Here is a 15,153-nt window from a genome sequence, read left to right as displayed (position 1 = left end):
GAACATTAACCATGACAAAACCCATTTCTTTCCGGAGAACTGTCCGGATCATTTCCTGCCAGGCTGAATAGCTGTAACGCGGCAACGAAATTTTGTTCTCCCTCATTTTAAACTTTTATTGATCTGACTGAGCAGATATCCTTTTAAGTCAGCATCATATTCCCAGAACATGACGCCGGCCATGTCATTTTTATTTACATATCTGCATTTCTCGGCCACCGATTGCTCATCATCATAGCTCATGAACTCATGAGTCAGCGGATTGAAAAGATACGGTGCTTTTGCATGCTGATCAAATAATCTTAAATAACCATTTTTATTAGCAAGGCTATCTTTTATAAAAGTATAGCCCTTTCCATACTGACTGGTCAGAATGGAATCTCCCAACCCCTTTTTGGCGAATTGACTTAAAGTAAATGAACGGCTGTAGAAAGCAATGCCCATAACCAGTTTTTTAGCCGGGACCCCGGACTTCACAAACTCCCTGAAGGTTTTATCGACGTAGTTCTCTGCGGGATAAGTTTTCGAATCATATAGGTTTGTATGGTGCCCGGCTACTTTGGCATGATAGAAATCATAAGTCATCAGGTTAACAAAATCTAAGTACTGTTGTGCCAGGTCCATTTCGGTATGGCGGATAAAGTCACTGAAGCCCCCAACTGCGATGGTAAGAAGTTTTCTGGAATGGCCTGATTTTGCCAAACCGTCCAAGGCGAGACGGATCTCCTTCAGCATTAGAGTGAAATTCTGTTTGTCTTCCGGCCGGTAAACATTGCCCTGTTCACCGGGAATACCCGGATACTCCCAGTCAATATCCACCCCATCCAGATTATATTTGCGAACGATATCCACAGTACTTTCGGCAAAAGCCTTCCTTGAGCTATCGGACAAGGCAGCATTGGAGAAATTTTCACTCCAGGACCAGCCTCCAATAGAGATCAGTATTTTCAGCCCGGGATTATCGCTTTTTAATTTAACCAGGTTGCGTAGATTCAACGTATCGGTTTCTTCTTTGGCCAGGAACGCCTTGTTGTTTTTAATATTTACAAAAGCATAATTGATATGCGTCAACTTTGTGGCCTGAATCTTTGTGATATCAACCCTACCCCGGTATCCGCCGACATATCCAATCACTACTTTAGTTTTCGGGGCGTAACCGGGCCGCATCGCTCCGAGGAGCAAAAAACACAATACTGAAAATGTCAGAATCTTCCTCACCTTATTTACTTCTTAAAAGAGCTTCCAGATAATAATAATCCGCATAATTGATGGGCACGTCAATTTCGGACTTTGCCGGAAGGTGACCGGTACTATGCTCAAGGATAAAACCATAATTCCCACCTATCCTACTGGTGTATTGGGTGCTCAGGGAATACAAAATTTTATCGGCCGCAGCCTTATACCTTTTTGCGCTATTGCTGTATTTTGCCAGCTCGTACAATGCAGATGCAGTGATCGCTGCAGCAGAAGCATCCCTGGAAACATTGGGGATCTTGGGATCATTGTAATCCCAGTAAGGAATTCCATCGGCAGGTGTCGTTTTATTGTTGAGGATAAAATTGGCAATACCGTCGGCCTGGGCCAAATAGGTTTTGTTCCTGGTTTCCCTAAAGCACAGGGTATATCCGTACAATGCCCAGGCCTGTCCGCGTGCCCAGGCAGACTCATTGGCATATCCCTGCGCGGTCAACTTCTGAAGAACTTTTCCGGCATTCAGGGTATCATAGTCAATAACATGATAGGAACTGAAATCCGGTCTGAAGTGATTTTTGATGGTTTGATCAGCATGTGATACGGCAACTTTGTAAAACGATGAATCACCGGTCATTTTTGTCGCCTCGAAGAGCAGCTCTAGGTTCATCATATTATCAATAATTACAGGATATTTCCATTTATCACCATTGTGATCCCAGGATTTAATTACGCCTGCTGTTTTATTGAAGCGTGAGGACAATGATCTGGCGGCCTGGATAATGACCGCCTTATAGGCCGTATCGCCGGTCAATCGATATCCGTTTCCGAAAGGGCAGTAAATCATAAAACCAAGATCATGTGTACCGCGGTTGTACTGCTCTTTTTTAATATCCTGGGTATACTTTCTGGCAAGATCCAGCCATGTGTTATCTTTTGTATACTGATAAAGATACCAGAGTTGCGCAGGAAAAAAGCCACTTGTCCAGTCTTTTGATACCACCATTTTAAACTGACCTTTTTCCACCGTTCTTGGCGAAACCAGATTGGGTTTGAGCAGACGTGCTGAGTTTACGTTGTTCACTAATAATGTTGTTTGTTTTGCTGCCGCTGAGAAAGCCTGCTTTACGTTTACTTTTTGAGCCATTGCCAGATTACAGGACAATAGACTGAGTAGAACGGTATTCAATTTTATTTTCATATTATAACCAGATTAGGGGATTTCGAATAGGTAGGTTTCTGATCACCTCTTCTACCTGAGGTTTGTGATCCAGTTTTTTCCAAGTTGTGAACCAGTCGGACCGGTTGAACCGCAGTGCGCCAAAAATCAAGAACGGTTGCGCGACCGGCCAGTCGTTCCAGTACATCACATCCGGCTTGATGGGCCATTTACTTTTATCCTCGATATATGGGAACAGGTACTCCATTCCTTTTTCAATGGATTTTCCGTCAGCCGTTTCAAACTTAAAAAGATTTTCTGTTGGGGTCGATAAAATCTGGCAAAGCATGGTCATAGCATCCAGATTAAAAATTGAATAGCCATAGGGTTTGGTCCGTGCCAGTTCCAGTGGGAAACTTCCATCAATGCCCATCTGATTGGGTAAGAGAACAGTTTTATAGCTTACACGCAACGAATCGAGCATGTTTTCATCACCACAGAACCGGGCAAACGAAGCGACCTGCATGGCCCAGCAGGTGGCATGATTGTTCTTCACTGTTTTTTCTTGTATTCCCGGGTTTGAAGTATTTAGCCAGAAGATATAATCTGAAAACCACTTTTTTACCGCGGAAAGCGTCTCCTGGTCAAATGATTTTGCGTTCTGCATGACCAGCGCACCCTGTGCAACTTCCATTAAATGTATGGTATCGATAATGCCATAGTTGCGGCCGGTAAACCTTCCCTTGATGGCCTGGGCAAAAAGAAGATTGGGGTTCATCAGGCTTTCTTTATTGACGAACCAGGCCCGGAGATGTTTGATGGCATGCTTCACATATGTTTCGTTTCCGGTTATCTTATAAGCCGAGGCCAATGCGCCGATGATCCTGCTCAGCCGTATCATCACTTTGCGGTGAGCATTGAAATTAGCGGGATTGGTCATCCCGTCACGGTTGATATAAGGGCCGTCCGGATTTTTTGGATCAGGCCAGAAATAATCCGCTTCCGAGAAAAAATCATGCCTGCCCCCGGCGCTACGAACAGAGGATGAATCCGTTACCGTGATCGGATTTTGTTTTAATGCCCAGCTGGCTTCTGCCAGAATCTGCTTTTTGAGAACGACCTCCGCCTGTTTCTCCATGATTTCGGAGAAGTTTTGTTCATTGCCGCTCAAAGCTGAAAATGCCGTTACCGCAAGATAAAAAGCAATCAGTACTAAAATAGAAAAAACCTTTTTCATCACTTAAAATTCTTTAAAAACAGTGGAGAGGCCATCTGAAGAAACAGAGGCTATACTTTTACCTTTGTTCATTTTAACCCGGATAATTGCCCTTCCGTTATATGCCTGAACTTTTCTGGATCCTGACGAAGTACCCTGGTTGTCCAGGAGTTTCCCGTCCCCTGTCAGACCGAAGTTGATCCAGTTGACTACGTCAAGGCACAAAATGCCATTGCGGTCAACAAGTTTTGCTTCCAGTGTTGCCGTATCATCTTGCTGGGTAATTTTGGTGAGAACCAGTTTGGCAGGTTTTTCCCATTTTTCTGTCTGATAGCTGAACTTAATTTCATCAGTTATGGCAGTTTTTCCATTTCTAGCGATAACTTTTATCGTATTTTCCCCTTTCAGAAAGGGTAAATTCCATCTCAGTCCTGAAGCAGGAAAATCCTGGCTGTTTCGTTTTTTTGTTCCAAAACTTTTGCCGTTCAAAAATATTTCGGCCTCGCTACAATTGGAGTATACCTTTACCATCTTTTCTTCACCTTCTTCTCCCCACCTTACCGGCCAGCTATGTCCATAAATGTGAACCATGGGCTTACTTGTCCAATAGGATTGAAAAACAAAATAAGATTCCTTTTTTGTGAAATCTCTTTCCACCACGCCCTTTTGGTTCATATAGGGTACCGGATTTTCCGGGCGTACAGGGGTTGAAAAGTCTTTAAACGGCCAGTAGGCTGTCCCGGATAGCCATGGCATATTTTCCTGTTCTTTCAGGTGCCAGTCAATCAGGTTCACAATATAGGATTCGCTCCAGTCTCCGTCTTTGGAAATTCTGGCCGCCCCTCCGTACAAAGAGGCATCACCTGCCCTTTCATCCGCTTTACCCCCGGTTTTGATCGTGCTTAGTGCTTTGTCCGGATTTTCTGAATGGCGCATCGCATGACTATCTCCACCCCATTCTACATGCAGGAAACGTTTAACTTTGGCGAATTCATCTTCTGATGCTTTCTTGTAATCTGTGTAGGCACCCCGGTACCAGCCGGCCCATATAGACGGTGAATAGACATCCACGATATCGGCGCAAAAATCACATCTCCTGATTGCGGTAAATCTTGAGGCGTCCATCTGGTGAGAAAGGTTATTGAGTTCTTTCATAAAATTACGGATTCTTTCCTTATCAAATTCAGGAAAATCACCGGGCCAGTCATTTTCATTGCCCAGGCCCCAAATTATAATCGAAGGGTGGTTGTAGTGCTGCTCAATCATGTTTTTCAGCATTGTACGTGCTTGCTGCTGGTATAATTCCCCTCCTAATCCACCTCTGCACCACGGAATTTCTTCCCAGACGAGAATGCCCAGGCTGTCGCAAAGGTTCAGTACAATTTTCGACTGCTGATAATGCCCCAGACGGATGAAGTTTACCCCCATATCCTTCATCATCTGCATTTCTGTGCGAATCATGTTTTCGGTCATCGCCGCGGCGACGCCGGAATGATCCTCATGGCGATGTGTACCCCGCAAAAGCAACCGTGTTCCATTTAACTCAAAGGGCCCTTTTTCGATAAAGTTAACGTGCCTGAATCCGATTCTCTCCTCCCCCTTATAATTACCGGCTGAAGAGGTCACTTCATAATTTAAAGTATACTGTAGCGGACGATCAGTGTTCCACAACTGTGGTCTGCTCAACACCAGGTTCCATAAATCCAGATCAGTAGTGAAACTGTTCATTTTTTTTTCCTGACTGGCCACGACCTTTCCATTTGGATCCAGTAACCTGAAGCGAATGGTTGCATCTGTTAGGTTATCTGGATTGTAGAATCTCCCTGTAACATTTAACTTTCCTGATTTGCCCTGTACATCCACTTCTGCTTTCACGAACATTTTATCAACTGAAAGTGCCGGGGTATATACCAGGTTTAGGTATCGGTAAATGCCCCCATAAACATTGAAATCGGATAAATCAGAGGGAATCATTTCCAGATCCCTAGAATTGTCGGTGCGAATGGAAACCGGAACCATTCCCTTAAACTGTTTTTGATAGGCTTCATTTTGTTGAAACGCAGCGACTGCATCGGTAATGTCGGCCGTCCATTCATCATACCCACCGAGGTGAACAGCAACTTTAGTGTTGTAAACATAAACTTGCGTTTTTTGTCCGGCACCTTCAAAGTGCAAAATTGTCCGGCCTCGTTGATAGGGATTTTTAATCAGGAGCTGTGTACGGTACCAGGCAGGGCCCTGGTAATAATTGACGTCCGGATCAACTGCATCCGTGGCATTCACGCAATGCGGAAGACTTACCTTTTGCCAGAGCGGGACGGCCTCGGGATTACCCGGACCCACGGGGCGGATGGCCTCCCAGATCCCACCCAGATCTTGCTTTAAAAATTCCCAGCCTTCCGTCAGACGAACGGATTGCTGTGCAGACAATGACTGAGATAATATCAGTAAGTTGAATAATAGAATGTATTTTATTTTCTTCAGCATCTATAATTATATTTTTAATCGAAGTTTATTTTTTTCCATGACCGAGACTATCCCGATTACAGCGACGGCAATCACAAACGATCTGCATATCCCCAATAAGCCATTGTTCAGGTAATCGGGAAATTCCAGTTTCATCAGATTCAGCGCGGCATAAAGCAGATAGGGAATCAGGTAACAGGTCAATGTGCTGGTTCCTGCAGATTTAATGGGTTTTAACCAGGCGGACTTTCCTTTGACATCCATAAGCCAAACCATTGCCTCAAATGTCAGGATGCTTACGCCTAGGCAAATAAATACCCATGAGGGTGTGCCGTATATTTTGGAAATTCCGCCGGTATAGGACCGGATGAACATCCCGAAAGCAATAGCGAGCAAACCATAAAAAGAAAACAGGAACCACATGTGCTTCCATTTTTGCTGCGCTGTAAAATTCACATATAAAAGAGAAATACAGGCACCGGCAAGGACCGGTACAATGGATGATGCGTTGCCAATTACCGGAACATAGAAATCGAGCAGGCCAAGGTGTGCACCTACATTGATTAAAGCGAAAGCAAGAAACGCCAGGAATAAGAGGCTAAATTTTCCTTGAATAATCAAAAAAATCAGGGACGACACCAGATAGGCCCAGCCAATAATTCCCAGGATACCCCACCATTGCGGACGAAGGCCTATAGGATGTACCGGTGTACCGCCTCGATATAAAAAAGTCAGGAAAATTAATAGCACGACGCCCCCGCTGATTAGCATTAGCTGAACGTTTGATGTCATTCTTCCTGACGAATTATCCGTCCAGATCAAAAAAAATGATGCGGTCAATAACAGGCTGTAAACGGGGTAAGCCAGAAAAGCTGACTGATGATCATAGTTCTCGAGATTAACATGAAAAAACCCCATAACAATCAATGCAAGAGACCTACCACAAACATACCGAAGGATACTTAATGTGGATTTACCACGCTGCATTTTATTGCCAAGCCCTAATGGAAGCGACAACCCCACTATGAATAAAAACACCGGAAAAATCAGGTCCGAAAAACCCATTCCATCGAAATCTGCTCTAGAATGTTTAAGCCAATCCGGAATGTTGCCCACGCCTGCAACATCATTTACGAAGATCATCAGGAACATGGTCAGCGCCCGCAGTCCATCGATTGATATTGCGCGGATAGATAAAATGTTCATATTACTTAATAAACTTTTTTCAATTGAATGGCATTCAAGACAGGCTTTCCTTCAATCGGTAGGAACTTGACCGTAATCCCCTTATCGTTTTCGACCGTTATTCTGGTTTGCTTTTTTACAGCTGTGGTGTAACCAAAATCTCTGGCCAGGTTTACCTGCTGCATAAAAAGAGATCCGTTTATGGACACGCTGAAAATTCTTTTTTCTTCCACTTCTTTTTTATGATTGTTATCCAGATTATAGGCCAAAGCCTCTTTCGTCTCCCCACCCAGTAATTCGGCAAAATGCAGGGATAAATCATATTCACCATCGGGCACATCAAATTTGAATTGCTCAATACCTACCTGCTGGGTTTGATAAACAGGATCATGATCGGTACCAAGGATATTTTTATCACTTCCATAACTGATTCTGTTATTAGTCCCTTTAAACGGCTCGCCACCGATCGATCCCCATGAACCTTCCCTATAAATCTGATCAGGCATCCATGTCTGATGTTCCGCATCATCAAGGTAAAACCGTTTGGATCCCAGCAGCACATTGATTTGTTCAAAGGGAATCTCGTCCTTATACCGATAGGGCTGCACCAGAAAGTTGATATCGGCCTGATCGCTCTGGCCTTCCGAAACTACCCGAAGTTGATTCAATCCATTTTTGAAGGGAACTGTCCAGTCGATCACGTGATCCACTGCTGCTTTGAACCCCAAACTGGTTCCGTTTAAAAACAATTCTGCTTTCTCCAGATTCGTGGCAACCTGTATATTTTGTGTGCTGATCATTTTCGCCGAGTCCGCCTGTCCTGTTCGATCTTTCCAGTGAGCAGATGTTATTTTTAAATAGCCTTTTTTAAGAAGATATGCCTGATAAAGCAGGTAAGTATCTTTAGGCAGGCGTCCAATGGTCAGCAGTCCCTTATTATTAATGTGGGGCATCGTTTCCTCGCGGGTTTCGGAATTAAAATCTGCCAGGTTCCAGGCCATCCCTCCTGCAACAAAGGATCTGCTCAGCATGGCATTCAGATAAACCTGATGGAATTTTACGGCATATTCAATGCTTTTGTCAAATCTGACCGGATCAGTCGTTCTGATTCTGGGATCGGCATCGGCACCATATTCTGTCACCATAAAAGGGGTGTTGGGTAATTCCTGATGATGTCTGTCCAAAAATTTAGCAAAATCTGCTGGGACACCGGAATACCATCCGGAATATAAATTCCAGCCTACAATCATTGGGATTTTAGTCAGACCAACTTTATTGTAAATATCCCAGGCACCGTGATTTACCAGAAGCGTATACCTAGTGGGGTCAAGTTTACGGGTCAGGCTGTCGAGTTTTTGAGCCAGTTCCCGGACATGATCAAAATAAATCAGTTGGCGGGGTTTGTCATTCGAAAACTTCGTCCGCAAAAGGATTTCGTTCATATAAGCCCAGATGATCACGCTGGGATGATTAAAATTCTGGCTGATCATTTCCCGCTGCATGCTCATACAGTTTTTTGTGAAAGCCTCCGACTCTGTAATGGTATTGACCACCGGAATCTCGACAGAAGCGAGAATACCAAGCCGGTCACATGCCTCCAGGATCAGGGGGTCCTGCGGGTAATGCGCTATGCGTAGAAAGTTGCCGCCCATAGCTTTTAACAATTCTACATCCCTCGTCTGGAGCGCGTCGGGAGTCGCATTACCAAGCTTGTCATAATCCTGGTGACGACTAGCTCCCATCAGCTTCAGGGATTTACCATTTAAGAAAAAACCTTGATTGGCGTCAAATTTAAACCATCTGAAGCCCAGTGGACTGGACACCTGATCTATTACCTGATCTGACCGGATATCTATTATTCTGGAGACTACGCGATACAAATACGGATTTTCGGGTGACCACAGTTCCGGATTTTTCACCGAGCTGATGTCCTGAACCACCGGTTTATGTTCTCCACCGGCGAGCGTAATATTTTGCGCCTGGCTGGCAACAAGCATGCCTTTGGCATTATAGATTTGATGGATAAGCTGAAGCTTTTTTGTCTTGGTTGACTCGTTTTCCAGATAACTCCTGATGCTGACACTTGCGGCGTGCTCATTTACCTTTGGCGTCGTAATAAAAATCCCGGAGCCGCCGTTCTGGTCCTGCGAAAAATGAGTCCGATCAGTCATTACCAGATTGACATTACGATAGATCCCTCCAAAAAAAGTAAAATCAGCCGTGAGTGGTGGAATGTCCTCATTAAAGCGATTGTTCACCCTGACTTCCAACACGTCATTTTTGTAGTTTAAAAATTTTGAGACCGGGACTATGAAACGCGTATAACCGCCAACGTGTTTGGCAGCTGACTTGCCATTAATCAGCACTTCAGCTTCCTGTGCTACACCATTGAAAATCAAGAATATCGATTTGTTTCTGGCAGATTCATCAAATTTCAAGTTTCTGGTATAAACACCCAGATCACGGTAATATCCCGGAACGTCGTCCAGAACATCCTGATCATTCCAGGTATGTGGGATATTCACTTTGGAGACAGGGCCGTTCTGCTTGTGGAACAGCCACAGGTCGTTTAAGCTGGTGGTGAAGCGACCGGAATTTTGGGCAAAGCCTTGCAGGCTGAGCAGCGCTAATAATAGATTAAAATAAATTGACTTGGTTAATGACATGTTGTTTGCTGCTACTTGTTTTGCTGAAAAAGTTTTTTTGGATTTTAGATAGTGACTGTTAATCTTTCAAAAGGAAATCTTTCTGTAGTCTGATGTTGTTGGATGCGGTGCCGATCATCAGCTTAAATCCACCAGGCTCTGCAGCCCATTGTAACTTTTGATTATAGAAAGATAATTTCTCCTGGTCTATGATAAAAGAAACCGTTTTCGTTTCTCCCGGTTTGAGCATGATCTTTTTAAAATCCTTTAGTTCCTTAACTGGTCTGACCACCGAGGCAAACTTATCCTGAAGATACAGCTGAACCACTTCTTCCCCAGCGAAATTACCGGTATTCTTCAGGGTAAAACTCACTTCCATCTTCTCGTCCCTTCGCAGCTCGGTTTTATCAAATATTAATCCTGAGTATTCGAAAGTGGTATAACTGAGGCCGTGACCAAAAGCAAATTTCGGGCTGTTTGGCATATCCAGGTAAGCGGAGCGATAGCGGGTATCTTGATCATTTTTCGCTGGTCTTCCTGTACTGAGGTAGTTATAATAAATTGGTATCTGCCCTTCATCCCGGGGGAAGGTCATAGGCAATTTTCCACCGGGATTATAATCCCCGAACAAAACATTTGCCATCGCATTTCCTGCCTCACTTCCTAGCCACCAGGTGTACAGAATTGCTGGAACATGGTCCGCGGTCCAGTTGAATATCAGCGGGCGGCCCGCCATTACGAGTACCACCACCGGTTTGCCTGTTGCCTGAATGGCTTCAACTAAAGCTTCCTGTATGCCCGGAATACGGATGTGCGCCTTACTTTTAGCCTCGCCACTCATGTCCAATGTTTCACCAACGGCCATCACAATCACGTCTGCCTGCCTTGCCACGGCAACAGCCTGCGCAAAATCATTTCTGGAGGTGTCGGAAATATCACATCCCCTGGCATAAAGCAGTTCAGTTTTATCTCCCAATTTGTTTTTCATGCCCTGGTATAAAGAAATCAATTGGTCATTTTCCCAAGAGATGGACCAAAAGCCCTGCATGTCTTTTTCTGATTTGGCCAGGGGACCGATGACCGCAATTTTCTTTAATTCTCTTGACAATGGCAAAAGCTTCCCTTCATTTTTTAAAAGCACAATACTTTTTTCTGCCATGGACAGCGCAGCTTGTCTATTTCCTGCCGCATTCAACTCCTTATCCTGCCTGGTTACATTACTGAACCGGTAAGGATCATCAAAAAGGCCCAGTTCAAATTTTTTGCGCAATATCCGTCGAACCGCATCATCTATCAGCGTCACCGGCACTTTCTTTTCTTTTACAAGTCTGGCCAGATTGGGGAGATAGCTTCTGCTTTCCATATCCATATCACTGCCCGCCTTGATGGCCATTTCGGCTGCCTTTATTTTATTTTCAGCAAAACCATGGTCGACCATCTCCCCGATGGATCCCCAGTCGCTGACTACAAAGCCTGGATATTTCCACAGGCCTTTCAGTATATCCCGCTGCAGGTAGGAACTTGCCGTTGCGGGAATTCCGTTAAGGGTATTGAATGAATTCATAAATGTTGCAGCGCCGGCATCCACTGCAGCCTTGAAGGGAGGTAGATAAGTTTCCCAGAGCGTGTGTTCGCTTATGTCAACTGCGTTATAATCCCTTCCTGCGATTGCAGCACCGTAGGCAGCGAAATGTTTCGCACAGGCCATCACTGCATCAAGACTTCCTAATCCCTTCCCCTGAAAACCCTTTACGCGTGCAAAAGCGATTTTGGACCCCAGATAAGCGTCTTCGCCGGCTCCCTCCATCACCCTGCCCCAACGCGGATCGCGGGCAATGTCTACCATCGGGGCAAAGGTCCAGTGAACACCGGAGGCAGCAGTTTCCCTGGCTGCCACCCGGGCAGCATTCTCTATGGCTGATAAATCCCAGCTCGCTGCTTCAGCTAAAGGAATGGGGAAAGTTACCCTATAACCATGAATCACATCAAGACCAAAGATCAGTGGAATTTTCATCCTTGACTGCATCGCAATCTCCTGCACTGCCCTGGTTTCCTTAGCTCCTCGCACGTTCAGCATGGAACCCAGTTTTCCATCTCGTATATCTTTTAGTTTATCGGGATTATTGGTGATCGGCCCGGTGGCATCCCTGTCCCCGGTGTACTGGTTTAACTGACCGATTTTTTCGTCCAGGGTCATCATGTTCAATACTGAATCAACCTTGCTTTCAATTTTTTTATCCTGCGCTTTTAAGCTGATGGAAAAAATGAATAGCATTACAAGGGACACATAAGTTTTCATCATATTAATCTTTATTTTACACCATCCAAGATGGCCCGATAAGCCGCTTTTTTCTGATAATTACTATCGAATGGAAGCGGCCAGTCCGGACGATTATAATGAGCTGGTATCCAGCTGTCTTTATCGGTTACATTCCACTGGGTAATCCCAAATTGCTGCGATTTGGGTATGGCATTATAAGCTTTAATAATTGCCTTGTATTTCTGAGCCTGTAACTGTTCCAACTTAGCATTGAAGACCAAATTCTGTTCACCTTGAGGATTCACCGCAATATCTATTTCGGAGATATGTACCTTCAGTCCGGTGGCTGCGGCTGAGCTGATAGCCACCTGTAAGTTTTCATCGCTTTGGGTAATGCGTGTATGCATCTGCAGACCGATCCCATGAATTGGCACACCTTTCCCCTTCAGTTCATTCACCAGTTTTAAAATGGCATTTCTTTTGATGGCACTGCTCTCATTACCATAATCATTATAAAAAAGAATGGCATCCGGATCTGCCTCATGGGCATAGCGAAAAGCCCTCTCGATATATTCTGCTCCCAGCTTTTGAATCCAGATACTGTTCCTCAGACTGCCATCCTCATTCACCGCCTCATTCACAACGTCCCAGGATATGATCCTTCCTTTAAAATGGCCTACCACTGTCTGAATATGGTTTTTAAGAAGTGCTTCCCACTCGGCAGTGGTACCTTCGAAATGAACTACCCAGGATGGCAGAGATTTATACCAGTTCAGGGTATGGCCATGAACACGTTTTTTATTGGCGTCGGCAAAATCTACCAGGTAATCAGCATCCTCCCAGTCATACTTTTTTCTTTCCGGATGAATGGTGGCAATTTTCATCGCATTTTCAGGTGTAATACTGTTGAACTCACCCGTTACCAATTTGCGATAACCGGTATCGTGGCGCAGCAAAGCCACGTTTATTGCTGCACCCATTGGAAATGGTAGGCTTTTTTGCAACGTAGTTTCCCTGTCTGAGGTGACATTCTGTGGAAAATCGGCAGGATTTAAAACCTGATGCTTATCGCAGGCGGTATTCACAATCGAAAAAGCGAGCAGTAAGCCCAAGCCGGAAAAAAGTTTTAAAGACCCGATCATTTTAGCTGTATATGTTTTCCATTTGACTATCATTATCCTTTGCTGATCATATGCATTCTTTTTACCGTCTTCACCAAACAAACCTCGGAACTACTTTGCAGACTGAACAGGAAAACCTCTGGGTATTTGTAAACTAACCCAGAGGATTAAAACTAAATTAATCAATATCCGGGATTCTGTCCCAAAGCAGGCGCACGGTTCAACTCGTTTTGTGAAATAGGATATAAATAATTAGCGGCACCGAACACCCGATTTTCAATATTAAAAGGCGTATAGGTAAAACCTGCGGCCCCGGCCTGTACGATTCTCATGCCTGTAACAGCCTTATTAAACGTACTTTCCCCTTCCTTCCATCTGCGTACGTCAAAAAAACGGTGTTCTTCAAAACAAAGTTCCACTCGGCGTTCATTGCGAATCCTTTTCCTTAATTCTGCCTGTGAAGGGATGACATACCCATTTCCGGCCGGATTGGTCGTTTGAAGTGCAGGCATTGCTACTCCGGTCCTGTTTCTAATCAGATTCAGGACACGAAGCACCTCTGTTTGCCCGGCAACACCCTGAGCCTCATTCAATGCCTCGGCATAATTCAAAAGCACTTCTGCATATCTAAAGAAAATCCATGGGCGGCGGACATTGGTAGTAGTTGCAGCCCAGGCAGCATTTTCACTGAGGTACTTCCGAAGGTAGTAACCTGTTTTGGTTGCATTCACATTCAGGTTCAGCCCGTCCTTGCCTCCAACGTAGGTATCTACCGTCCTCCCTTTGAAAGTTGAGCCATTATACATGATTGCAAAATTCAGGCGGGGGTCACGATTGGCATAAGGGTTTGTTGCTGCATAGCCTGAGGCAATATCTGTAATCGGCCGACCTGTAGTCCGCATTTCAAATGCATCCACCATTTCCTGAGTAGGATTGGTTCGTCCATTTGCCGCATCATAACTGACCGGAGCATTGTTCACTTCGATAGAATTGGTATTCAATGTTGCTGTAGCGAAAATGGTTTCAGCGTTGAAGGCACCATTGTTCCATAACCATATATTCGGATAAGAACTGTATATGCTGTGTTTATTAAGGTCCATCAAACGTTTAGCTGCATCTGCAGCTGCCTGCCACTTAGTAATATCACCGGTCGGGTTGTATTGTGGACTGGCCGCATACAATAGCAAACGTGCCTTTAAAGCCATTGCGGCAGTCTGGGTTGCTCTTCCCCTGTTGGCCACGTTCCATTCCGTCGGCGAAATCGGTAAACGTGAGATTGCATCCTCGCAGTCTGCAGAAATCTGTGACACACATTGTGCAAATGTATTTCTTGGAAGATCCAGGTTATCGTTCACGGTAAGCGTTTTGGTTACGATGGCGTAACTGCCGTAACGTTTCAATAATTCAAACTGAAAAAAAGCACGAAGGAAATAGGCCTGACCTTTCAGTCGGTCAACCTGGGCAGCATAAGTTTGATTGGCAGCAACATTCGCTGGCAACATTTCATCAAGTGGAATAACAGCGCTACCGTCAATGTTTTCCAGGAACATATTCGCTTTTCGAATACCAATGTAGGTATCGGCGTAAATATCGTCAAATGTCTTAACAGGGCTCCATGTACCGTTAGTAATGGTATTAATGTTGGAGTTTTGATTGGAATTCACAGCCTCATCACTCGCTACGCCAAACAGTGCCCCGTTATTGTCCACATTATACCGATCGGAAAGAACAGAATAAACATTATTCAAAAAATTGCGGGCATAATCCGGATTTGCCCATAATTGCGCCTGTGTAATATCATTGCCACCACTGAAGGACCCATCCTGCAGAAAACCATCTTTCTTGCATCCGATCATTTGGAAACAGGAAAGTAACAGGATTATATAAAATATATTTTTTTTCATTGTTTT

General features: G+C 44.5%; 9 protein-coding genes. All 9 read right to left on the bottom strand.

The features are described from left to right. Positions 1 to 102: 102 nt before the first annotated feature. A complete protein-coding gene (locus R2Q70_RS20375) occupies positions 103 to 1,134 on the bottom strand; it encodes a glycoside hydrolase family 18 protein (RefSeq protein ID WP_316809394.1) in 1,032 nt (343 codons plus the stop codon). An 85-nt stretch (positions 1,135 to 1,219) separates the two neighbouring features. Next, the gene (locus tag R2Q70_RS20370; protein ID WP_316809393.1) at positions 1,220 to 2,392 is read right to left on the bottom strand and encodes a glycoside hydrolase family 88 protein; all 1,173 of its coding nucleotides are present in this window, start codon (positions 2,390 to 2,392) and stop codon (positions 1,220 to 1,222) included. 1 nt (position 2,393) lies between these two features. Continuing rightward, entirely contained in the window at positions 2,394 to 3,587 is a 1,194-nt protein-coding gene (locus R2Q70_RS20365; protein ID WP_316809392.1) for an alginate lyase family protein, read from the bottom strand. 3 nt (positions 3,588 to 3,590) lie between these two features. Continuing rightward, positions 3,591 to 6,053 carry a glycoside hydrolase family 2 TIM barrel-domain containing protein gene (locus R2Q70_RS20360; RefSeq protein ID WP_316809391.1) on the bottom strand — a complete coding sequence of 821 codons (2,463 nt, stop codon included), beginning with the start codon at positions 6,051 to 6,053 and terminating at the stop codon, positions 3,591 to 3,593. 6 nt (positions 6,054 to 6,059) lie between these two features. Then, on the bottom strand, positions 6,060 to 7,238 hold the full coding sequence (locus R2Q70_RS20355) for a DUF5009 domain-containing protein (RefSeq protein ID WP_316809390.1): 1,179 nt from the start codon (positions 7,236 to 7,238) through the stop codon (positions 6,060 to 6,062). Between the two features lie 5 nt (positions 7,239 to 7,243). Next, positions 7,244 to 9,883 (bottom strand): glycoside hydrolase family 2 TIM barrel-domain containing protein, encoded by a 2,640-nt coding sequence (locus R2Q70_RS20350; protein WP_316809389.1) that lies wholly within the window; start codon positions 9,881 to 9,883, stop codon positions 7,244 to 7,246. Positions 9,884 to 9,941: 58 nt separating this feature from the next. Continuing rightward, the gene (gene bglX, locus R2Q70_RS20345; protein ID WP_316809388.1) at positions 9,942 to 12,164 is read right to left on the bottom strand and encodes a beta-glucosidase BglX; all 2,223 of its coding nucleotides are present in this window, start codon (positions 12,162 to 12,164) and stop codon (positions 9,942 to 9,944) included. Between the two features lie 8 nt (positions 12,165 to 12,172). Further along, on the bottom strand, positions 12,173 to 13,264 hold the full coding sequence (locus R2Q70_RS20340; protein WP_316809387.1) for an endo-1,4-beta-xylanase: 1,092 nt from the start codon (positions 13,262 to 13,264) through the stop codon (positions 12,173 to 12,175). A 161-nt stretch (positions 13,265 to 13,425) separates the two neighbouring features. Further along, positions 13,426 to 15,147 carry a RagB/SusD family nutrient uptake outer membrane protein gene (locus R2Q70_RS20335; RefSeq protein ID WP_316809386.1) on the bottom strand — a complete coding sequence of 574 codons (1,722 nt, stop codon included), beginning with the start codon at positions 15,145 to 15,147 and terminating at the stop codon, positions 13,426 to 13,428. Between the last annotated feature and the right edge of the window lie 6 nt (positions 15,148 to 15,153).

This window comes from Pedobacter agri, from assembly GCF_032678665.1.
In the GTDB taxonomy this organism is placed as follows: Bacteria; Bacteroidota; Bacteroidia; order Sphingobacteriales; family Sphingobacteriaceae; genus Pedobacter; species Pedobacter agri_A.
Note: the sequence above shows the minus strand (reverse complement) of the source record. Positions and strands in the feature narration are given on the sequence as shown.